The sequence below is a fragment of the Arthrobacter sp. NPDC093128 genome, from assembly GCF_040683875.1.
Taxonomy (GTDB): Bacteria; Actinomycetota; Actinomycetes; order Actinomycetales; family Micrococcaceae; genus Arthrobacter.
Window position 1 is genome coordinate 1 of the sequence record NZ_JBFBEY010000020.1, and the last position, 22,220, is coordinate 22,220.

Genomic DNA, 22,220 nt, shown 5'->3' on the forward strand with positions numbered 1-22,220 from the left:
TCTCTCACTCCCTGCAAAGACCGGCCGGGCACCCAAACCCCGCACCGCCGTCGTAAACTCACCGGAAACTGAGAGAGCGTCCGGGATTCTCCCGCGGAAAGTGAGAGAGCGTCGCCCTGAGATTTAGCTGGGATCCGGGAACCCGTTCCTCTATTGCCCTAGGGTGCGCGCCCCGGGGGCGCGCCTCGGTCCAGTGTCCCCAGGTTCCGTCCACCAGGCCGAAGGCTGAACCGGCTCGCTATTGAGCTGGATTCGTTGGCCTTGTGAGGCTTGACACGAGAGTGCCTTGCGGGGCCGGGACGGTTAGTTCGTGAGCGGTGACTCGCCTAGAATTGCATGAGATGTACGGACTTGGAAGCGCTTTATTTCGGGTTGCGTAGGAAAACGAAACACGGATATGAGCGGCTGCGATTGCGCCAGTGGTCGGCTCACAACAGGAGGAATCCAACATGGCTGAGCACAACGGCGGAAATCGAAGCGGCAAGGATCGCGGCAGTTACGGAGGCGGCCGACCGTCAGGTGGGGGCCCGTTCCGGGCATCAAATAATTCAGGCGGCGATCCCCGCGGATTCCGCGCCAAGGATGACCGCGGCGAGCGGCCGTCGCGCGAGGGGACCGGGGATCGTAAGCCGTTTGGTGACCGTCCGTCCCGTGAGGGCGACCGTGACCGTAAGCCGTTTGGTGCGGGTGACCGCGACCGTAAGCCGTTCGGTGACCGTCCGTCCCGTGCGGGTGACCGTGACCGTAAGCCGTTTGGTGCGGGTGACCGTGACCGTAAGCCGTTTGGTGCGGGTGACCGTGACCGTAAGCCGTTTGGTGCGGGTGACCGTGACCGTAAGCCGTTCGGTGACCGTCCGTCCCGTGAGGGCGGAGCAGAGCGTCGCAGCTTTGGTGCGGGTGACCGTGATCGTAAGCCGTTCGGTGAGCGTCCGTCCCGTGAGGGTGGCGGTGAGCGTCGGAGCTTTGGTGCGGGCGATCGTGACCGTAAGCCGTTTGGTGCGGGTGACCGCGACCGTAAGCCGTTCGGTGACCGTCCGTCCCGTGAGGGAGACCGCGACCGTAAGCCGTATGGCGACCGTCCGCGCCGTGAAGGCGACGGCGAACGTCGTAGCTTTGGCGGCGGCGACAACCGCAAGCCCTTCGGTGACCGCCAGGAGCGTGCCCCCCGTAGTTTTGACCGTGGCGAATCAGGCCCTCGCGAGTTCGGCCGTGACCGTCCCGAGGACCGTCCCGCCCGCGTCCCGAACGCCCGCGACCTGCGCAGTGCCAACCGTCCCGACCGTGAGCGATCTCCCGAGATCGACGATGACGTCACGGGCCAGGAGCTGGACCGCGCCACCAAACACGAGATCAAGACCCTCGAAGCCAACAGTGCAGAGTGGGTTGCGCGCCACCTGGTAATGGCCGGGCGCCTCATCGACGAAGAACCGGAACTCGCGTTCCAGCACGCCCTTGCCGCCAGCCGCCGTGGCGGACGCCTGTCAGCAGTCCGCGAAGCCGTGGGTCTGACCGCCTACGCCGCGGGCCACTACGGCGAAGCCCTGCGGGAATTCCGCACCTACCGCCGGATCAGCGGCTCCAACGTGCACCTGCCCGTTATGGCCGACTGCGAGCGGGGCCTGGGCCGTCCCGACCGCGCCCTCGACGTCGCACGTTCCGAGGAGGCCAACGACCTCGACGCACCCGGCAAGGTTGAACTGGCCATCGTGGCCGCCGGCGCCCGTACGGACCTTGGCCAGCTGGATGCTGCCGTGGCCGAACTGGAAATCGCGCAGCTGGACATGAACCGCGCCTTCTCCTACAGCCCGCGTCTCTTCCGGGCCTACGCAGATGCCCTTGCAGCTGTAGGCCGCGAACAGGAAGCCGGGAAGTGGCAGCGCCAGGCCGTTGTTGCGGAGAATGCGCTCGGTCTCGGAGGCGACGAGGAACCCGACATCATCGACCTCGGCTGGGACGAGGAAGAGGAAGCCCGCGAGGAGGAAGCACGGCGCCGCCTGCTCGCCGAGCAGAAGGCTGACAGCGCTCCCGCCCCCTCCGCGGCCGTTCCGGACGCAACTCAGGCAGCCGTTGTCGAGGCCGCCGCGTCCGACGCCGCCGCTCTCGATGAAGGTTCCGACGACGCCGAGTCTGATTACTTTGAGTCCGACGACGCTGAATCGGACGAGGACTCCGTAGAGGAAGACGAGTTCGAGGCCCGCAGCACCGATGAGGCCGGCAGCGATGAAGCCGGCACCCATGAAGCAGGTACCGACGAAGGCGCCCACGATGCCGGCGATACCGATTCCGCACAGTCGGATAGCGAGAAGGAATAGCCGCGCATGAGCGCTGATTCATTGATCTCAAGGTTCGACGCCCTACTGTCGGACCTCGACGGTGTTGTCTATGCCGGCCCCCACGCGATTCCGGGTGCCGTTGAGGCACTCCGCCAGCTGGCCGGAATCGACGTCGGGCTTGGCTACGTGACCAACAACGCCTCCCGGACACCCGCGCAGGTGGCGGCTCACCTGCGCGATCTTGGCGCTCCCGCTGAAGACGAACAGGTTGTCAGTTCGTCGCAGGCTGCCGGCGAGCTGCTGGCCGGGCTCCTCCCTGCAGGGGCCCGGGTGCTGGTAACGGGCAGCCCGGCGTTGGCGCATGAGGTGGAGCTAGTGGGGCTGACCCCGGTTCACAGCGCCAAGGACAATCCGGTGGCCGTGGTCCAGGGTTTCAATCCCGAGATCGGCTGGAAAGACCTCGCCGAAGCCTCGTACGTCATTGCCGGCGGCGCCCTCTGGGTCGCCACCAACACGGACATGTCCATCCCGCAGGCCCGCGGCATCGCTCCGGGCAACGGAACCCTGGTGGCTGCCGTGGCGGCGGCCACCGGGCAGCGGCCGCTGGTTGCCGGAAAACCCGAGGCCCCGCTGTTCCGCACCGCCGCCAAGCGGCTCAGTTCCGAGCGGCCGCTCGTTGTCGGCGACAGGCTGGACACCGACATCCTCGGCGGGAACAACGCCGGGTTCGCCACCGTGGCGGTGCTCACCGGCGTCGACACGCGAGAGTCGATCCTCGCCGCCCGCACTGCCGAGCGGCCTGACTACCTCATCAATGACCTCAGCGATCTGTACCGCCCGTACCCTGCTGTAGAGGAGCACGACGGCGGCACGTTCCGTTGCGGTGCGGCCTCCGCCGTCGTGCGGGGGGAAGCGGTCCACATCAGCGGAGTTCCGGGGGACCTGGACTCGTGGCGTGCGGCCTGCTCGGCGTGGTGGACAGCCAATCCGGAGGCAGCCGCTCGTCAGGCGCCGGCCGTCGAGTGGCTGACGCCCTAAGCCGACTCACTAGACTGGGAATATGACCGAGCTGAACAATTTTCCGGAAACGGACTCAGATCGGGCTGGGGTCAGCTGGCCTGCAGCTCCGGCCGGCAACGGCGAGCCGGCCAGCCACAACACGGGCGCAGTCCGGGACGCCACAGTTGCCGCTGTGCTGGGCCGCCTGGCCGGCATTCCGGAGCTGCCCGTTGGCGGGCACGCGGAGGCCTATTCGGCACTTCACGATGCACTGCTGGACGCACTGAACGAAGACGACCCGTCGGCTGCGGGTGACGACTGAGGATGGCCAGGCTGGACCAAATGCTCGTCACCCGGGGACTGGCGAGATCACGCACCCATGCCGCGCGACTGATTGCCGGCGGCAAAGTCAGCTCGGACGGCACCGTTTTCGTGAAAGCCTCCACCCAAGTGGACGACCTCACACCCCTGGACATCGCTGACGACGGGCAGGACACCTACGTCAGCAGGGCGGGCCACAAACTGGCCGGGGCGCTGGACGCCTTCCCGGAGGTCATTGCGGAAGGAAAACGCTGCCTGGACGCCGGCGCCTCCACCGGCGGCTTCACGCAGGTCCTGCTTAGGCGCGGCGCGGAACACGTGGTCGCTGTCGACGTCGGGCACGGCCAGCTGGTTCCCGAGCTCAGGAACGACGCACGGGTCGCGGTGCACGAAGGCCTGAACGTGCGCTACATGACGCCGGATCAGATCGGCGGCCCGGCCGCGCTGACTGTGGCTGACCTGTCGTTCATCTCGCTGACCCTCGTAGTGGCGCCGCTCGCGGCGTGCACGCATCCCGGCGGCGACCTCGTGCTGATGGTCAAGCCGCAGTTCGAGATCGGCAAGGACCGCCTGGGCCGCACCGGAGTGGTGAATTCCGAGCGTGAACGCCGGATGGCGGTGGAAAAAGTCGCCAATGCGGCGCTCGACGCCGGGCTGGATCTGCACGGCCTCGCGGCGAGCCCGCTGCCGGGCCAGGACGGAAACGTCGAATACTTCCTGTGGATAAAGCGCAGGATCACCACAGACTTGCCTAAGATCGAAGAGCGGGACGCAGCCGTTGCTGCGTTGCTCGGAACAATCTGGCCGAACCACTAGAAAGCGGAACCCGATGAGCAGGCGTGTACTGGTCCTTGCCCACACCGGCCGCGAGGAATCACTGAAGGCTGCCTGGGAGGCGTGCATCCAGCTGCATGCCTCCGGCATTGTCCCCGTGATGCAAAAATCAGAGCTCGAGGACATGGAGGGGTTGTTCGGCAGACTCGAAGACCCCGTGGAGATCCTCCACGACCACATCCAGCTTCCCGACGTCGAGCTGGTCATGGTCCTCGGCGGGGACGGCACCATCCTCCGGGCCGCGGAACTCGTCAGGGAAGTGGATGTGCCTCTTTTGGGCGTCAACCTGGGCCATGTTGGATTCCTGGCCGAAAGCGAACGGGCCGACCTTGCCCAGACCGTGGAATGGATCGCGAGCCGCGACTACACGGTGGAAGAACGGATGACCATAGACGTCCAGGTCTGGGTCAGGGGACAGAAAATCTGGCACACCTGGGCCCTGAACGAGGCCGCCATCGAGAAGGGCAACCGGGAACGGATGCTCGAAGTGGTCACCGAAGTGGATGAGCGCCCGCTGACATCGTTCGGCTGCGACGGCGTGGTGATGGCTACGCCCACCGGTTCAACCGCCTATGCCTTCTCCGCCGGCGGCCCGGTGGTGTGGCCGGAAGTTGAAGCCCTGGTGATTGTTCCCATCAGCGCCCACGCGCTGTTCGCCAAGCCCCTGGTGGTCTCGCCCCGTTCCAGGCTGGCCGTGGAGGTCCTGAACCGGACCGATGCCCAGGGTGTCCTGTGGTGTGACGGTCGCCGTTCGGTGGACCTCCCGCCGGGCGCCCGCGTCGAAGTGACCCGCTCGGCCACGCCGGTCAGGCTGGCGCGGACGCACCAGACACCGTTTTCGGCGAGGCTGGTCCGTAAATTCCAGCTCCCCATCCACGGCTGGCGCGGGCCCATGCCGCAGGCAGAGTCCGTCCATACCGGGCCCGTACCCATCATCCGTACCCCCAGGCCCATGGTGCCGCCTGCGGGTCCCCGGCCCGCCGGGACGTCCGAGACTGATCCGACGACTGCGAAGTGAACCATGCTTGAAGAACTGAGAATCCGCGACCTCGGCGTCATCACCGACGCAACCCTCCCGCTCGGCCCGGGCCTCAGCGTGGTGACCGGTGAAACCGGCGCCGGCAAGACCATGGTGGTCACCGCCGTCGGACTCCTTTTGGGTGCCCGGTCGGATGCGGGCGCCGTGCGGAGCGGCGCGAAAAGCGCCTCCGCGGAGGCCGTGCTCAAACTCGACGCCGGACACGTGGCCGTCGTCCGCGCGCTGGAGGCGGGTGCGGAGGTGGAGGAGTTCGACGGCGGCGCTGAACTGATCCTTGCCCGTCGCCTGGGTGCGGACGGACGCAGCCGTGCGTACCTTGGCGGCCGCGCCGCCCCCGTGGGGGTCCTCGCGGAGATCGGCGAAAGCCTGGTGGTGGTCCATGGCCAGTCGGACCAGATCAGGCTGAAGGGGGCGCTTGCCCAGCGCGGTGCCCTGGACAAGTTTGCCGGCGACACCCTGGCAGGCCCGCTGGGTGCATACCAGGCCCTGTACAGCCACTGGAAAGCCAGCCAGACGGAGCTGGACACGCTGCGGGGCGCAGCACGGGACAGGCTGCGGGAAGCCGAATCGCTGGAGATCGCGCTGGCTGAAATCGACGAGGTGGACCCGCAGCCGGGTGAGGACGAGTCCCTCAAGGCGGAGGCCGTGAAACTGGCCAACGTCGAGGAACTCAGGATCGCGGCAAACACCGCGCACCAGGCGCTCATCGCGGAGGACTACGGTGATGAGGGCGACGCCACCACCCTGGTGGACGCGGCGAAGCGGACCCTGGAACATGTGGCCGAGCACGACGCCGAACTCGGCGCGGCAGCCGCCCGTCTGGCAGAGGTGGGCTTCCTGCTGAACGACATCGCCACGGACCTGGCGAGCTACCAGGCAGGACTGGACTCAGAGGGTCCGGAGCGGCTCGCTGAAATCGAGGACCGGCGCGCGGGCCTGGCCAAGCTGGTCCGCAAGTATGCCCCCAGCATCGACGAGGTCCTGGTGTGGGCGGAGAACGCGCGCGTCCGGTTCGACGAACTGCAGGACGACTCCACCCGGATCGAGGCGCTCGATGCGGAAGTCGCCCGGACCGAGGCGGAACTGAAGAAGCAGGCCGCCGCGATCAGCAAGGTCCGGGGCAAGGCCGCCAAGGATCTCTCGGCACGGGTCAGCGCCGAACTGAAGGCGCTTGCCATGGCCGATGCGACCCTGGTGATCACCATCGAGCCGGCCGCCCAGCTGATGCCGTACGGCGCGGACGAGATCTCGTTCCTGCTCCAGCCCCACTCCGGTGCGCCGGCCCGGCCGCTCGGCAAGGGCGCCTCAGGCGGTGAACTGTCCCGCGTGATGCTGGCCATCGAGGTGGTGCTCGCCGCAGTGGATCCGGTGCCCACCTTTGTGTTCGACGAAGTGGACGCCGGCGTGGGCGGGCGGGCCGCCGTCGAGATCGGCCGCCGGCTGGCCATGCTGGCCCAGCATGTGCAGGTCCTGGTGGTCACGCACCTGCCTCAGGTCGCCGCGTTCGCCGACCAGCACATCACCGTCACCAAAACATCAGTCAGGGGGGCCGACGGCGGCACCGCCACCGGGTTCACCTCCAGCGACGTGCGGCTGCTCGATGGCCCCGAAAGGGTCAAGGAGCTCGCCCGGATGCTTGCCGGCCAGGAGGATTCCGAGACAGCCCAGGCGCACGCCCAGGAGCTGCTGGACGACGCCAAGCTGCTGCCCCAGCGGGCCTGAGGGCGGGAAGTGGGAGGCGCGGCCTAGGGACGCTGCAGGCGGCCCGCCGCCCGGACCATCATCGCGTGCACCACCAGGGGGTGCAGCGCGCGGACAGGCGCGAAGTACAGCCGGCCCCGCCAGCCCTTGAGCCGCACTGTGGTGGTGACCCGAAGGAGCCGGGCTCCGGCGTCGAACGCCACCCCGCAGCGGAAGTCCAGGTGCTTGTCGTCGGCGCTGATGAGCGCCTCCTCGCCGCGGACATCCGAGACGGCGAAGACACCCTGCGGGGCCCTGTTGATTCCGGCCAGGCCCACCAGGCCCTGGCGCAGGCCCATCAGGGCCGTCACCCATGCCGGTATTGACTGCGGCGAGAAGAGCGTCTCCGCCCAGACCCGCGGATCGGAAGGGCACCCCGCCGGTACTGGGACAACAATCACATCGGCATAGTCCGGGACCGGGATCGAGTCGAGCGCGAGGGACCTGAAGACGGGGCTGGAGCCTGCCCGGGCCAGGTCCTGCGGGTGTTCCGGGGTTTCGCCGGACAGATCCTCGGTGGTCACCCCTTGATCGTAGGGGGACGGCACGGGAGACTGAAGCATTTGGGGAATCCGATTTTCGACCCGTGGAAGGCTCAATTGATGATAGGCTCGAATTCCGTGGTGCAGCGATCAAATTCCCGTGTAAATTCCCGGTTCCCGGGCTCGTCCAAGACGACCAAACACATCTTCGTCACCGGCGGTGTGGCGTCCTCGCTAGGCAAGGGACTGACGGCTTCGAGCCTCGGACACCTGCTGCGGGCACGCGGTTTGTCTGTAACTATGCAAAAGCTCGATCCTTATCTGAACGTGGATCCGGGCACGATGAACCCCTTCCAGCACGGCGAAGTCTTCGTGACTGACGACGGTGCCGAAACGGACCTCGACGTCGGCCACTACGAGCGCTTCCTCGATGAGAACCTCGAAGGCTCGGCCAACGTGACCACCGGCCAGGTCTACTCCACGGTCATCGCCAAGGAACGCCGCGGCGAGTACCTCGGCGACACCGTTCAGGTCATTCCTCACATCACCGATGAAATCAAGCGCCGGATGCGCCTGCCCGCCGAGGGCAAGAACGCCCCGGACGTCATCATCACCGAGATCGGCGGCACCGTAGGCGACATCGAGTCGCAGCCGTTCCTCGAATCCGCCCGCCAGGTGCGCCAGGACATCGGCCGCGGAAATGTCTTCTTCCTGCACGTTTCCCTCGTGCCGTACATTGGCCCGTCGCAGGAACTGAAGACCAAGCCCACGCAGCACTCCGTTGCCGCCCTGCGCTCCATCGGCATCCAGCCGGAGGCCATCGTGATCCGTTCGGACCGCGAAGTCCCGCAGCCGATGCGCGACAAGATCGGCCGCATGTGCGACGTCGACATCGACGCGGTCATCGGCTGCCCGGATGCCCCGAGCATCTACGACATCCCGAAGACCCTGCACACGCAGGGCCTGGATTCCTACATCGTCCGTGCCCTTGATCTTCCGTTCAAGGATGTTGACTGGACCAGCTGGGACAAGCTGCTCGAAGCGGTCCACAACCCCAAGCACGAGGTTGAAGTCGCCCTGGTCGGAAAGTACATCGACCTCCCGGACGCCTACCTGTCGGTCACTGAGGCCCTCCGTGCCGGCGGTTTCGCCAACGACACCAAGGTCAAGATCCGCTGGGTCCCGTCAGACGAGTGCGAAACCCACGAGGGAGCGGTTAACTCACTCTTCGGCGTTGACGCCATCTGCGTGCCCGGCGGGTTCGGCATCCGCGGCCTCGAAGGCAAACTTGGCGCGCTGAAGTTCGCCCGCGAAACCAAGCTGCCGGTCCTGGGCCTTTGCCTGGGCCTGCAGTGCATGGTCATTGAGTACGCCCGGAACGTGGTGGGACTCGAAGGCGCATCGTCCAGCGAATTCGAACCGGACTCCAAGTACCCGGTTATCGCCACCATGGAAGAGCAGCTGGACATCGTCGACGGCAAGGGCGACCTTGGCGGCACCATGCGCCTTGGCCTCTACGAAGCCAAGCTCGACGAGGGTTCCGTGATCGCCGAGACCTACGGCAAGACCACCGTCAGCGAACGGCACCGTCACCGCTACGAAGTCAACAACAAGTACCGTGACCAGATCGCGTCGAAGGGCCTCGTGTTCTCCGGAACATCCCCGGATGGCAAGCTCGTGGAGTACGTTGAGCTTCCCCGTGAAGTCCACCCGTACTATGTGGCCACCCAGGCGCACCCGGAGCTCAGCTCCCGGCCCACCCGGCCGCACCCGCTGTTCGCGGGCCTGGTCAAGGCCGCCCTGGACCACCAGAAGGGCGGGGACGTCCTCCCCGCCGCCAAGGGTGAGGCAACACCCAGTGCGGAAACACCGGCTGGGACCGGCGGCACTGCCCGCAAGGTCTCGGCCAAGTAAACACCCAGTGCGGAAACACCGGCTGGGACCGGCGGCACTGCCCGCAAGGTCTCGGCCAAGTAAACACCAACTAAATCAAAGGACGGCGCGATGCCCGGTATGCCTGAAACCCCCAATGCTGCACGGCAGGTTTCGGATGCGCCGAGCCCGCGCCGTCTTTTGTCGTCCCGGAAGGTGTACGAAGGACGCATCTGGGACGTCGTCAGCGACAGCTTCCAGCTCAGTGAACACGGCGACGAACTGGTCCGTGACTACATCGACCACCCGGGTGCGGTGGCCGTCCTGCCGATGAATGACGCCGGCGAGGTGCTCCTGATGAAGCAATACCGGCATCCCGTGGGCATGGACCTGTGGGAGATCCCGGCCGGGCTGCTGGACGTCGAGGGCGAGGACTTCGTAGTGGGCGCCGCGCGCGAGCTTGCTGAGGAAGCGGACCTGGTGGCCGGGACCTGGAACGTGCTGGCGGACTTCTTCAACTCACCGGGATCTTCCAGTGAGGCGATCCGTATCTACCTGGCCCGGGACCTGAGCGACGTGCCCGATCACGAACTCCACGTCCGCACGGATGAGGAAGCCGAGATCGAGCTGCACTGGACGCCCTTGGACGAAGCGGTGGCGGCCGTCCTGGCAGGCAGGCTGCACAACCCGTCCGCCGTCGTCGGAATTCTTGCCGCAGCGGCTGCCCGCGCCGACGGCTTCGAGCATCTGCGTCCGGCAAACGCCGCCTGGCCCGCCCATCCCAGCCAGCGCTGATGGGCAGCACCGTCACTCCCGCGCCGGAACGTACCGGTGCCGAGAACACGCTGGCGGAACGTCCCGTTGCCCCGGCTTTAAAAACCGCCCCGGCGGACACCGGCCAGGCTGACCGGCCGCGCAATGCCATTGACCGCGCCGTCAACGACTATCTCCAGCACATGGGCGTGGAGCGCGGGCTCGCAGCGAACACGCTCTCCGCCTACCGCCGGGACCTGGCCCGCTACGCAAACTACCTCGCCGCGTGCGGCCCTGACCGCCCCGGCGAGGTCACCCGCCGGCACGTCACCGGGTTCGTGCAGGCACTCTCCGACGGCTCCGACGGCGGGACAGCCCTCGGCGTCAGGTCCGCTGCAAGGACCGTGGTGGCGGTCCGCGGCCTGCACAAGTTCTGGGCCCTGGAAGGAATCACGACGGCGGATCCCGCCAGCGATGTTCACCCGCCGATGCCCGGCAAGCGGCTGCCCAGGGCTATCAGCGTCGACGAGGTCACCCGGATCCTCGAAGCGGCCGGCACGGACACGGCAACAGGCCTGAGGGACCGGGCGCTGCTCGAATTCCTCTACTCCACCGGCGCGCGCATCAGTGAAGCGGTGGGCCTGGACGTCGACGATATTTCGCTGCAGCCGGACCAGGCCGGCCCGGCGATCGTCAGGCTGTTCGGCAAGGGGTCCAAGGAACGCCTGGTGCCCCTTGGCTCATACGGCGCACGTGCCCTAGACGCCTACCTGGTGCGCGGACGGCCGCTGCTCGCCGCCAAGGGCAAGGGCACGCCGGCGCTGTTCCTGAACGCCCGCGGCGGGCGCATCAGCAGGCAAAGCGCCTGGACCATCCTCAAAGCCGCGGCGGACAAGGCCAGCATCACCAAGGACGTTTCCCCCCACACCCTCCGCCATTCCTTTGCCACGCACCTGCTGGAAGGCGGGGCGGATGTCCGGGTGGTCCAGGAGCTCCTGGGACATGCCTCGGTCACCACCACGCAGGTCTACACGCTGGTCACGGCCGATACCCTGCGCGAGATTTACGCCGCGGCCCACCCCCGCGCACTCGGCTGACACCCTCGGCGACACAAGGGGAGAATTGTTTTTCCGCCGACTGTAATAACCGTGCCCCCGCCAGACACTTAACGGTTAGCAAGTGAGTCAGGATTTTAGGGGGAGGAATGTTGGTTACAAGGGAGCGCTCATTCACGGCGTTGCACTCGGAGAACTTCGGACGTATCTACCGGTACATCGCTTATCGAATCAGCGATACAGACCGGGCGGAGGAGCTTGCCGGGGACGTCTTCAGGATTGCCTGGGAGAAAGACCTCCCGGAAGAACCCGGGATTGGCTGGCTCATTGCCGCCGCCCGGAACGTTGTGGCCAACGAATACAAGGGCCGCAACCGCCAGCAGCTTCTGCGGGAAGGGCTGCAGGAGCGGGCGAGGGTCGCAGCGGCGACCAATGACAATGAAAGCGACGCCGTGGCAGACGTCCTTGCGAAGCTGAATGACAAGCATCGGGAGGTCCTGATGCTCGCCTACTGGGATGGGCTCACCACAGCTGAACTCGCCGAAAGCCTCGGCTGCTCCATCTCCGCTGCAGGCGTCCGCCTGCACAGAGCCAGGAAAGCATTCGCCGGCGTGGTCCCGGCACACCTGATGAACGAAAGGACGGCCTAGCCATGGATCGGATCGAACAGCTCATGAAGAACGCAAAACCGCAGATTCCCGGTCCCCGGCAGCAGACCGTCCCGGCCAACCCTGAGCCCGCCGGCGACGAAGCGGAGGCACAGGCTGCCCACACGTTCTCCGGAACCTTCACCGACGGCGACGGCGTCACTTCCCTGGACCGTGCACGGCAGTCCAAACGCCGAACCGCCATTCGCGCCGGCGTCGCAGGACTTGCAGCCGCGGCCGTCGTGACGCTGGCGGTCGTGGCCGGCAACATGGGAGCCATTAACTCTCCGGCACCCGGACCGGCCGCCAGCAACACGGACAGCGATGCAGCTCCGTCGCCCAGCCCGTCTGCAAGCCAGACTGCCACTGCGGCAACAACTCCGGCCTCACCGTCCGCGTCCGCAGCACAGTCATCCGCGCCGTCGTCGGAACCGGCGTCTGTCCCGGGAGCAGCAGCCTGGCAGACCTTCGCCAGCGCCAACGGAAAGGTCGCCTTTGACCACCCGGCAGGCTGGAAGGTTGTGCCGCTTTCGGGGGACGGAGTTGGCAACGTTGTGAAGCTCCAGGTGACCGACAGTGCCGGCAAGCCCGTCGCGGACCTCGTCTACGGTGATACCGGCGGCGCCCTGGGCGGCGCGTGCAGCAGCGAACCCCGGGCGTACACCGTCCTGGACACCGTGGAGATGCAGTTGCCGTACAACTCCGGGGCAAGCGATGTCACGCCAAGATTCACCTTCCGCGCCCTCGAGACCGGATCCGGCGTCAACGCGTCATTCGGCATCACTACACGCAAGGCCGGTGCAGACGGACAGTCGTGCATGTTCTACAACGTGGTGAACGGCCCCCAGGAGTCGCCGGTCTACATGTTCGCGGACTCGCTGCAGGTGAACTCCGCTCCTTCGCCGGACGGCGCAACGGGTGTCAAGTCGTTCAGCAGCGTTGCCGAAGCCCGGGCATACATGCAGACATCCGGATACCTCGACGCCAAACGCATGATCACGTCGCTGAAGATCACTGCCGGCTGAACCCGGCCGGGTTACGCTGTTGACCATGACCTCCGTTCCCGTGACCCTGTGTTTCCTGCTTCGGGACGCCGAAGCAGGGCTCGAGGTCCTGCTCGGCCTGAAGAAAACCGGATTCGGCACCGGCAAGATCGTGGGCCTCGGCGGTCACGTCGAAGCAGGCGAAAGCGACGCCGAAGCAGTGTGCCGGGAGGTTCTCGAGGAAGCAGGCGTCATGGTCCGGGAGGAGGACCTCCGGCACGCCGGCGTAGTGGAATTCGTGTTTCCCTCGCGGCCGGAATGGAACATGCGTACGCGCCTGTTCACCACGCGGCGCTGGGAAGGCGAGCCGACCGAGAGCGCCGAAATCGCACCGGAATGGTTCCGTGCGGCGGCGCTTCCCGCGGACCGCATGTGGCAGGACGCTGATCATTGGCTCCCGGTGGTGCTCTCGGGAACGGAGATCGACATTGTGATTGTCCTCAACGATGACAACGAAACGGTCCGGAAAGTGCTGGACAAGGCGGCCAACCGCTAGACGGCACATCAGGTATATGGCAAGGCGCCGGCGTAATCCGCCGGCGCCTTTGCCGTCCCCGGCAATCGGCAAAAACAGCAGGAGAATAATTCCAACGGAATGTAACCGCACCACCGCCTGCCGGAAACTACACAGTTAACCTGCAGATCAGGGCACTACGTAATAGGGGGAACCGTGCTTTCTGAGCGCGAACTGGCATTTATTGCCCTTCACAAGGACAACTACCCGCGCGTGTACTCGTACATCCGGCGCCGGATCGATGATGCGGAACTCGCTCAGGAGCTCGCCGCCGATGTCTTCCGTGTGGTCTGGCAGAAGCCGCAGACGACAGGGTCTGAAATCGCCTGGCTGCTGACAATTGCCCGGAACCTGGTGGGAAACGCCTACCGGGCAAGGGACCGCCAGCAGGCGCTCCAGGAGAAGCTTCGCTTCGCCACCACAACCACTTTCGAAGGCAGCGACGAGAACGCGGCAGTACACGATGCCATGGCAACGTTGCGCGACAAGGACCGGGACATCCTGCAGTTGGCATATTGGGACGGGCTGACCATGGCCGAAATAGCCGGAGTGCTGCAGTGCAGCGAATCTGCGGCCAAGGTCCGGCTGCACCGGGCACGGACGGCATTCAGAAAGCATCTGCCCGCCCACTCGGAATCGATCACACAGAAAATGGGTGCATGACCATGGATCCGATCAAGAGCCTGATTGAAGGCACGGACCCGCTCCACGCCGATTCTGGCGGCGTCCCTGACGGTGAAACCGCCCTGCGCCGCATGCTCTCCGAGCCGGCAGCCTTCAGCGACGACGCAACCGTGGGTATCGCCTCCATGGATGACGCCCGACGGCGCCGCCGCGCCAAAGTTGCCGGGCTGCTGACTATTGCGGCAGCGGCCGTCGCCGCCGGTGTGCTGGTGGCCGGCAACCTCGGAGCCCTGACCTCAGCGCCGGAGCCCGCAAGCACCGGGACAGCCACGGACAGCGCCGCCCCGACACCGACTCCTTCGGCCACTGACACGCGCACTGCCACGCCTACCCCCACGCCCAGTGCTGCGCCCGTCGCGTGGACGAAATTCACCGACGCCACCGGCCAGGCGACGTTCGAACTCCCGGCCGGTTGGACGGTGACGGAGGCACCGACCACGATCCAAGGGGCCGGATACAACGTCATTGAGGTCAAAAATACCGATGGCAAGAAAGTCGCGAGCCTGGACCTGATTTATGACCGGGCGGCAGGCTACACCTGCCCGGCGCCTAAGCCCTTCTCCACCTTGGATGCTGTGGTCGTGGACATTCCCCAGAAGGCGGCGAAGCTGAAGGAACGGGGTCCCTCGGAGTTTGTGTTCCGCGTCATTCAGTCTGACAAGGTCTACGGAAGCATGGCACTCAATGATGCTGAACTGGCGCCCGGGACGACGACGTGTGTCCTCCACAACAGCATCCTGGGACCCGAGGACGTTCCCATTGTCAGCTTCGGCGATACGTGGTCCCTGCAACAGGACGGCAAGGACGCTCCACTGACGTTCGCCTCCATGGCAGAAGCTGAGGCCTTCATGCAGACCCAGGAGTACCGGGACATCAAGCGGATGCTGATCTCCCTTGAATTGCGGTCCGTCACGAAGCAGGTGGAGTGGAAGAGCTACACCAGCGGGAATGGACTGGGCACTTTCGAGTACCCGGACAACTGGACGGTCGCCGGCCGGGAAAACGGCCGCTATTCGGACGTCGTCAACGCATCGGGCCGGACGCTGCTGACGCTCGGCTTCAACCAGACCCGGAATACTCCGAACCTCATTTCTCCCTGCCCGCCTTTCACCGTCCTGGACAGCGCCCCCATGTCCTTCCCGAGCACGCGCCAAGGGGAGCGGGCAATTCCGCCGCAGTTTATCTTCCGGGTATGGGATGTGACGTCTATTGCCGGTGACTCAGCCCCCTTCGCGGCCAACCTGGGCATCGCCGATGAGAGCTGGGGCGTGGACGGCACCACCTGTGACCCCCAGAATGTGGTGGACGGCCTGCCGTCAGGCGAGTATTTCTTCGCCCAGAACTACAACACCGGCGCCGCGTCGGACCTGAAGTTCTATTCCATGGACGAGGCCCGCGCCTACATGGAAACCGAAGAGTTCAAGACACTCAAGCGCATCGTAATGTCCCTGAAGATCAACGGCTGAGAGCCCTGCTACCAGACGAACGACGGCGGGGCCGGTCACCTGTGAAAGGTGGCCGGCCCCGCCGTCGTGCTCCGTCCCTAAGCCCGTGTGGCCCCGGGCGGGGAGTTTACGAAAGGTGCCGTTCCTCCACGCCGTTGTACTCGCTCAACGGACGGATGAGGGAGTTGGCATCGAGCTGCTCCATGATGTGCGCGGTCCAGCCAGTGATGCGGCTGGCAACGAACAGGGGAGTGAAGGTATCAGTGTCGAAGCCCATGAGGTGATACGTGGGGCCCGTGGGGTAGTCGAGGTTCGGTTTGATTCCCTTGGCCTCGTCCATGGCGGTCTCCAGCCCGTTGTAGAGCCCCAGGAGTTCCGGACGGCCGTAGTGCGCGATCATCTTGTCCAGCGCGGCCTTCATGGTGGGGACGCGCGAGTCGCCGTGCTTGTAGACACGGTGGCCGAAACCCATGACCTTCTTCTTCTGGGCCAGGGCATCCTCCATCCACGCCTTCGCCCGGACGGCGGCGTCCTCCAGGGATTCCTCCGGCCGGATGCCGATCTCGTCGAAGGTGTGCATCACGGCTTCGTTGGCGCCGCCGTGGAGCGTTCCCTTAAGAGCGCCGATGGCGCCGGTCACGGCCGAATGCAGGTCCGACAGCGTGGACGTGATCACGCGGGCCGTGAACGTGGAAGCGTTGAAGGAGTGCTCGGCGTACAAAATCATGGACACGTTGAATGCATCGACAACTTCGGGAACGGACTCCTCACCGAATGTCATCCAGAGGAAGTTGGCGTCGTAGCCCAGGTCATCGCGGGGCTCTACCAGGTCCTGGCCGTGGCGGCGGCGCTGGTCGTAGGCCACGACGGCGGGCATCGCGGCGAACAGGTCCATGGCCTTGGCCAGGTTGGCATCGCGCGAGGAGTCCTCGGCGAGTGGGTGCCGTGCGCCCATGACCGATGCTGCCGTCCGGCAGACATCCATCGGGTGGGAGGTGGTGGGCAGGGCGTCGATCACCTGTTTGACCACCGGGTCCAGGGCACGTCCGGCGCGTTCCTTTGCCGTGAACTCGGCCAGTTGCTCCGGCGTGGGCAGTTCACCGTTCCAGAGCAGGTAGGCCACTTCCTCGAAGCTGCACCTGGCGGCCAGTTCCTGGACGGGGTAGCCGCGGTAGAGCAGCGAGTTCGTGTCTGAATTGACCTTGGACACCGCGGTGTAGTCCACCACGACGCCGGCGAGGCCCTTTTTGATCTCATTTTCAGCCATGCTGAAACTCCTTCGTTCCTTGTGCCTGTGGGCCGGCCGAAGCCGGAAGTCCGGGATGGTTGGGGGTCAGTGGGTACCTGGAATCTTGAAATTGAAGACTCCGGTGTCAAAGCGGTTGTAGGCTTCGTAATCCACGAGGTCGTACAGCCGCGCACGGGTCAGCATGCTCTCTACCTGTGCCTCCTGGGTGCCGTCGGACCTGATCGATTCCAGAGTACGCTCCGCGGCGCCCATGGCACTACGGAGCAGCGTGACCGGATAGATGACCATGTTGACGCCGACGCCCTGGAGCTGGTCGACCGTGAACAGATCGCTCTTGCCGAACTCGGTCATGTTGGCCAGGATCGGTACATCCACTGCATCACGGATGGCTTGGAATTCGCTGAGATCCTTCATGGCCTCCGGGAAGATGGCGTCCGCCCCGGCCTCGACGAGTGCCTTGGCGCGTTGTTGTGCCGCTTCCAGCCCGTCCGTGGCGCGGATGTCCGTCCGGGCCATGATCAGGAAGTTGGCGTCGCGCCGGGCGTCCGCCGCGGCGCGGATGCGCTTGGTGGCGGTGTCCAGGTCCACCACGTTCTTGCCGTCGAGGTGGCCGCACCGTTTGGGGTTGAACTGGTCCTCGATGTGGCAGCCGGCAAGGCCGGCGTTTTCGAGTTCCTGGACGCTGCGGGCAACGTTCATCGGTTCGCCGAAGCCGGTGTCCGCGTCCACGATGGAGGGCAGGTCGGTCATCCGGGCGATCTGCCCGGCCCGGGTTGCCACCTCGGTGAGCGTGGTCAGGCCGATGTCCGGCAGGCCGAGGTCGTTGGCCAGGACCGCGCCGGAAATGTAGACACCGGCGAAGCCCTTCTCCTCGATCAGCCGGGCCGAGAGCGGGTTGAACGCACCGGGGAACTGGGCGATGGTCCCGGACGCCAGCAGCTCGCGGAACCGGATCCGCTTCTGTTCCGGAGTGACCTTCGAGTACAGCATTTAGAACAGTCCCTTGGGGGCGGCGGCGAGGTCGATGACGCCGTCGGCTGCTTTGATGTTGAGCTGGTCCAGCTCGCCGGCGGCCAGTTCCGGGAGCCGGGCTGCGGCGGCGAGGAACCGTTCGATCTCCTCTTCCGCCACCAGCCCCGCGGCGAGTGTCCGGAATTTGTTGACGTACTGTTCCCGGGCGAACGGCCGGGCGCCGAGCGGGTGGGCGTCGGCCACGGCGATCTGATCGGTGATGACGGTGCCGTCGTTGAGCGTGATCTCCACGGTACCGCCGAAGGCCTTCTCCGCGATGTCCAGGGAGTGGTAGCGGCGGGTCCATTCCGGGTCTTCGACTGTGGTGACCTTGTGCCACAGCTCCACGGTGTCCGGGCGGGCCGCACGTTCCGGTGCGTAGGAGTCCACGTGGTGCCAGGCGCCGTCCTGCAGCGCGACGGTGAAGATGTACGGGATGGAGTGGTCCAGCGTTTCGCGGCTGGCCGTGGGGCTGTACTTCTGGGGGTCGTTCGCGCCGGAGCCGATCACGTAGTGGGTGTGGTGGCTGGTTTTGATCAGCACGGACTTCACGTTGGCGGGGTCGGTCACCTCGGGGTGTTCGCCGTGTAGCTTGCGCGCCAGGTCGATCCATGCCTGGGCCTGGTACTCGGCGGAGTGTTCCTTCGTGTAGGTGTCCAGGATGGCGCGCTTGGCCTCGCCGGGCGTGGGCAGCGGCACCAGGTAGGACGCGTCGGGGCCGTCCAGCATCCAGGCGATGACGCCGTCTTCGCCTTCGTAGATCGGGACGGGGGAGGTCTGCCCGCGCATGGAGCGGTCGACGGCTTCGACGGCCATCTTCCCGGCGAAGGCCGGGGCGTGGGCCTTCCAGGTGGAGATCTCGCCTTTGCGGGACTGCCGGGTGGCGGTAGTGGTGTGCAGCGCCTGGCCCACGGACTGGAAGATGGTCTCCACATCGAGGCCCAGCAGGGTACCGATGCCGGCGGCGGCGGACGGGCCGAGGTGGGCCACATGGTCGATCTTGTGCTTGTGCAGGCAGATGGCCTTGACCAGGTTCACCTGGATTTCGTAGCCGGTGGCGATGCCGCGGACCAGGTCCGCTCCGCTGGAACCGACGTGCTGGGCGACGGCCAGGAGGGGCGGGATGTTGTCGCCGGGGTGGGAGTAGTCCGCGGACAGGAAGGTGTCGTGGTAGTCGAGCTCGCGGACAGCCACGCCGTTGGCCCAGGCGGCCCACTCAGGGGATACACGCTCGTCGATGCCGAAGACCTTGGATCCCTGGCCGCCGGTGGTGGGTCCGTGCGTCAGGGCCTGGGCGCGCGCGGCAACGATCGGAGCGCGGTTCAGGGAGGCGATGGCCACCGAGGCGTTGTCGATCACGCGGTTGATCACCATGTCAATGACCTCATCGGAAACGGCGACAGAATCAGCCGCGACCTTCGCGATCTTGTAGGCGAGCTGGTCCTCGCGGGGCAGGTTTTCCTCGCTCTTGTAAACGCGGACGTGGTGTTCCTTGACCATGGTGCTCCTTTTAGTGAGGTGTATGCGCGACTTTGACGTGGGAAAGACTTCGGTGCAGGTGAAGAGTGGTGGCAGCCTGGGCCAGGCGCGGATTCCGGGCGGCGATCGCTTCTGCAATGGCGGCGTGCTCGGCGGCTGCGGCCGTGAGCCGCTGCGCGTCGTCGGCGGCAAGCCTGCGGACCCGGACCAGGTGCACCCGCAGGCTGCGCATCGCCTGGGCGAGGTAGGCGTTGGATATTGCCGCATCGATGGCTGTGTCGAGCCGGCCCACGAGCTCGTAGTAGGCGTGGCGGTTGGGATCGCTGCCGTTGATCAGTGCCGGGGCCTGTAGCAGTTCGAGACGGAGTTGCTCGAAGGTCGCGGCTTCCCCGCGCTCGGCGGCCAGCGCCGCCGCCTTTCCTTCGAGGGTTTCGCGCAGTTCGAACAGTTCGTCGATATCCTCCAGCGAAATATCGGTGACGACGACGCCGCGGCTTCCCGCCGTCGTCGTCAGGCCTTCTGCGGTCAGCCGGCCCAGGGCCTCCCGAAGGGGAGTGCGCGAGATGCCGAGCCGTGCCGACTGCTCCACTTCCGCGAGCACCGTTCCGGGCAGGAGGCGCCATTCGATGATGTCGTCGCGGAGGGCCGCGTAGGCCTTGTCGCTGGCGCGCATCACTACCTCCTTCATTGGTTGACGATCATCAGTGTATACACAGAAGGCTCATTTGCCCAGTAAAAGCTCCGCCGTCGCTAAATTCCTTCCTTCTGTGTATACAAAGAGCTTGTGCGTGCCACCGCCCGGGGCTAGCATGGGCGTCATCACAATGTCGTGGACGGGATGCATCTCATGGTTACCAGGAGTTATCAGGACACTTATGCACAGAGCCAGGAGGAGCCGGATAGATTCTGGCTGGATGCTGCCGGAAGGATCTCCTGGGCAAGGCCTCCGCAGCAGGCCCTGGATTCCAGCCGGGCACCGCTGTACAGCTGGTTTCCGGACGGCGTCCTGAACACCTCCTACAACGCCCTCGACCGCCACGTGGCAGCCGGGCGGGGCGAACAGGATGCGCTCATATACGACTCCGCCATGCTCGGGACCCGGCGCCGCTACAGCTACGCGGAGCTCACCGAACTGGTGGCCCGCTTTGCCGGTGTGCTGCGCAGCCAGGGTGTGGGCAAAGGGGACCGGGTGGTCATCTACATGCCAATGATTCCCGAAGCCGCCATCGCCATGCTGGCAACGGCGCGGCTTGGTGCGGTCCATTCCGTGGTCTTCGGCGGTTTCGCGCCCAAGGAGCTGGCCGCCCGTATCCGGGACGCCGCGCCATCCGTGTTGGTCACGGCGTCCGGCGGCATCGAACCTTCGCGCCGGATCGAATACCTGCCCGCGGTGGAGGAAGCCGTCCGCCTGGCCGGCGCCCCCGGGGTCCCCGTGATTGTCACGGCGCGGGATGGATTTGCCTCCGCAGCTTCGGACTACCCCGGCTGGCTGGACTGGGAAACGGAGATGGCGGCTGCAGCGCTGGCAGCGCCGGTCGACGTCAAAGCCACAGATCCGCTCTACATCCTCTACACGTCCGGAACCACAGGCACTCCCAAGGGAGTGGTGCGGGACAACGGCGGCCATGCCGTGGCGCTGAGCTGGACCATGGAAAACGTCTACGACATCGGGCCCGGGGACGTTATGTGGACCGCTTCCGACGTCGGCTGGGTGGTGGGGCACTCCTACATCGTCTACGGCCCGCTGCTGGCCGGCGCCACCACCGTCCTGTACGAAGGGAAACCGGTGGGCACACCTGATGCTGGATCCTTCTGGCGGGTGATCCAGGATCACAAGGTCAATGTCCTTTTCACCGCGCCCACCGCGCTCCGTGCCATCCGGAAGGCCGACCCTGAGGCGAATCTGTTGGGGGACTATGACATCTCCAGCCTCCGGACACTCTTCGCCGCGGGGGAACGGCTCGACACGGACACCTTCCACTGGGCCTCACACGCACTGGGCGTCCCGGTGGTGGACCACTGGTGGCAGACCGAGACGGGCTGGGCCATCTGCGCCAACCCGCGGGGACTGGAAGAGCTGCCGATCAAAGCAGGATCGCCGAGCGTTCCGATGCCGGGGTTCAAACTCAACATCGTCGACGGGCTGGGGGAGGATGTCGGGGCCGGGACTGAAGGCAACATAGTGCTGGGTCTGCCGCTGCCGCCCGGAACGTTGACCACCCTCTGGGGCAACGACGAACGCTATGTCTCCTCCTACCTGCAGGCGTTCGAGGGCAGCTATGCCACAGGTGACTCCGGTTACCGGGACGAGGACGGCTACGTCTTCGTGATGGGCCGCACTGACGACATCATCAATGTGGCGGGACACCGGCTGTCCACCGGTGCCATGGAGCAGGTCCTCGGCCAGCACCCCGCGGTGGCCGAGTGCGCGGTGATCGGCCTCTCGGATCCGCTGAAGGGCCAGCGGCCCAGCGGATACGTGGTGCTCAAGGCGGGCGTGGACGTGCCCGAGGACATTCTGGTTAAGGACCTGATCGCGCTGGTCCGCCGGGACATCGGGGCGGTTGCGGACTTCAAGCACGTGGCAGTGGTGGAGGCCCTGCCCAAAACCCGTTCGGGCAAGATCCTCCGCAAGACCATGCGGCAGATCGCCGACGGCGAGGAGTACGTGGTGCCGTCCACGATTGAGGACGCCGGGGTCATCGACCAGCTGATCGGGACCCTTCGCGCCGCCGGCCCCCGGAAGTAACAGGGCGGGATCAGCCCTGCGCTCGCCGCTC

At 66.0% G+C, this 22,220-nt stretch carries 20 protein-coding genes; 15 read left to right on the top strand and 5 right to left on the bottom strand.

Annotated features, from left to right (window positions below; translation table 11 throughout):
- Positions 1 to 449 precede the first annotated feature (449 nt).
- Genes AB0N24_RS20810 through recN form a run of 6 tightly spaced genes read left to right on the top strand, consistent with a single transcriptional unit; the run spans position 450 to position 7,188 of the window.
- Positions 450 to 2,312, top strand: coding sequence for a hypothetical protein (locus AB0N24_RS20810; RefSeq protein WP_364128478.1), 1,863 nt, complete (start codon positions 450 to 452; stop codon positions 2,310 to 2,312).
- A 6-nt stretch (positions 2,313 to 2,318) separates the two neighbouring features.
- On the top strand, positions 2,319 to 3,311 hold the full coding sequence (locus AB0N24_RS20815; protein ID WP_364128481.1) for an HAD-IIA family hydrolase: 993 nt from the start codon (positions 2,319 to 2,321) through the stop codon (positions 3,309 to 3,311).
- Between the two features lie 22 nt (positions 3,312 to 3,333).
- The gene (locus tag AB0N24_RS20820) at positions 3,334 to 3,594 is read left to right on the top strand and encodes a hypothetical protein (protein ID WP_364128484.1); all 261 of its coding nucleotides are present in this window, start codon (positions 3,334 to 3,336) and stop codon (positions 3,592 to 3,594) included.
- A gap of 2 nt (positions 3,595 to 3,596) precedes the next feature.
- Positions 3,597 to 4,409, top strand: coding sequence for a TlyA family RNA methyltransferase (locus tag AB0N24_RS20825; protein ID WP_364128487.1), 813 nt, complete (start codon positions 3,597 to 3,599; stop codon positions 4,407 to 4,409).
- A gap of 13 nt (positions 4,410 to 4,422) precedes the next feature.
- Complete coding sequence (locus AB0N24_RS20830; RefSeq protein WP_364128490.1) at positions 4,423 to 5,445, top strand: NAD kinase; 1,023 nt, start codon at positions 4,423 to 4,425, stop codon at positions 5,443 to 5,445.
- 3 nt (positions 5,446 to 5,448) lie between these two features.
- Positions 5,449 to 7,188, top strand: a complete 1,740-nt coding sequence (recN, locus tag AB0N24_RS20835) for a DNA repair protein RecN (protein ID WP_364128493.1) — start codon at positions 5,449 to 5,451, stop codon at positions 7,186 to 7,188.
- Positions 7,189 to 7,211: 23 nt separating this feature from the next.
- Here the strand turns inward: recN and AB0N24_RS20840 are convergent, their stop codons facing one another.
- Positions 7,212 to 7,730 (bottom strand): DUF2867 domain-containing protein, encoded by a 519-nt coding sequence (locus AB0N24_RS20840; protein WP_364128495.1) that lies wholly within the window; start codon positions 7,728 to 7,730, stop codon positions 7,212 to 7,214.
- A 78-nt stretch (positions 7,731 to 7,808) separates the two neighbouring features.
- Between AB0N24_RS20840 and AB0N24_RS20845 the strand changes: the two genes are divergently transcribed.
- The 8 genes from AB0N24_RS20845 to AB0N24_RS20880 all read left to right on the top strand — a co-directional run bounded on the left by AB0N24_RS20845 (position 7,809) and on the right by AB0N24_RS20880 (position 15,722).
- A complete protein-coding gene (locus AB0N24_RS20845; RefSeq protein ID WP_364128498.1) occupies positions 7,809 to 9,602 on the top strand; it encodes a CTP synthase in 1,794 nt (597 codons plus the stop codon).
- Positions 9,603 to 9,692: 90 nt separating this feature from the next.
- A complete protein-coding gene (locus AB0N24_RS20850; protein ID WP_364128501.1) occupies positions 9,693 to 10,355 on the top strand; it encodes an NUDIX hydrolase in 663 nt (220 codons plus the stop codon).
- On the top strand, positions 10,355 to 11,410 hold the full coding sequence (gene xerD, locus AB0N24_RS20855; protein ID WP_364128504.1) for a site-specific tyrosine recombinase XerD: 1,056 nt from the start codon (positions 10,355 to 10,357) through the stop codon (positions 11,408 to 11,410). Before AB0N24_RS20850 ends, xerD begins: the two co-directional genes overlap by 1 nt.
- Positions 11,411 to 11,517: 107 nt before the next feature.
- The gene (locus tag AB0N24_RS20860; protein WP_364128507.1) at positions 11,518 to 12,018 is read left to right on the top strand and encodes a sigma-70 family RNA polymerase sigma factor; all 501 of its coding nucleotides are present in this window, start codon (positions 11,518 to 11,520) and stop codon (positions 12,016 to 12,018) included.
- 2 nt (positions 12,019 to 12,020) lie between these two features.
- Entirely contained in the window at positions 12,021 to 13,040 is a 1,020-nt protein-coding gene (locus tag AB0N24_RS20865; protein ID WP_364128510.1) for a hypothetical protein, read from the top strand.
- Positions 13,041 to 13,065: 25 nt separating this feature from the next.
- Complete coding sequence (locus tag AB0N24_RS20870) at positions 13,066 to 13,554, top strand: 8-oxo-dGTP diphosphatase (RefSeq protein WP_364128513.1); 489 nt, start codon at positions 13,066 to 13,068, stop codon at positions 13,552 to 13,554.
- A gap of 174 nt (positions 13,555 to 13,728) precedes the next feature.
- Complete coding sequence (locus AB0N24_RS20875) at positions 13,729 to 14,235, top strand: sigma-70 family RNA polymerase sigma factor (RefSeq protein WP_364128516.1); 507 nt, start codon at positions 13,729 to 13,731, stop codon at positions 14,233 to 14,235.
- Entirely contained in the window at positions 14,232 to 15,722 is a 1,491-nt protein-coding gene (locus tag AB0N24_RS20880) for a hypothetical protein (protein WP_364128519.1), read from the top strand. The genes AB0N24_RS20875 and AB0N24_RS20880 overlap by 4 nt, the downstream gene beginning before the upstream one ends.
- A 106-nt stretch (positions 15,723 to 15,828) precedes the next feature.
- On the opposite strand, the gene AB0N24_RS20885 is transcribed toward AB0N24_RS20880, so the two are convergent.
- The 4 genes from AB0N24_RS20885 to AB0N24_RS20900 all read right to left on the bottom strand — a co-directional run bounded on the left by AB0N24_RS20885 (position 15,829) and on the right by AB0N24_RS20900 (position 20,113).
- Positions 15,829 to 16,968, bottom strand: a complete 1,140-nt coding sequence (locus AB0N24_RS20885) for a bifunctional 2-methylcitrate synthase/citrate synthase (protein WP_364128522.1) — start codon at positions 16,966 to 16,968, stop codon at positions 15,829 to 15,831.
- A 66-nt stretch (positions 16,969 to 17,034) separates the two neighbouring features.
- Positions 17,035 to 17,940, bottom strand: coding sequence for a methylisocitrate lyase (gene prpB / locus AB0N24_RS20890; protein ID WP_364128524.1), 906 nt, complete (start codon positions 17,938 to 17,940; stop codon positions 17,035 to 17,037).
- Complete coding sequence (locus tag AB0N24_RS20895) at positions 17,941 to 19,461, bottom strand: MmgE/PrpD family protein (protein ID WP_364128526.1); 1,521 nt, start codon at positions 19,459 to 19,461, stop codon at positions 17,941 to 17,943.
- 10 nt (positions 19,462 to 19,471) lie between these two features.
- Positions 19,472 to 20,113 carry a GntR family transcriptional regulator gene (locus AB0N24_RS20900; RefSeq protein WP_364128529.1) on the bottom strand — a complete coding sequence of 214 codons (642 nt, stop codon included), beginning with the start codon at positions 20,111 to 20,113 and terminating at the stop codon, positions 19,472 to 19,474.
- Between the two features lie 174 nt (positions 20,114 to 20,287).
- Here AB0N24_RS20900 and AB0N24_RS20905 point away from each other — a divergent pair, with 174 nt between their 5' ends.
- The gene (locus AB0N24_RS20905) at positions 20,288 to 22,189 is read left to right on the top strand and encodes an acetate--CoA ligase (protein WP_364128532.1); all 1,902 of its coding nucleotides are present in this window, start codon (positions 20,288 to 20,290) and stop codon (positions 22,187 to 22,189) included.
- The last annotated feature ends 31 nt before the right edge of the window (positions 22,190 to 22,220 follow it).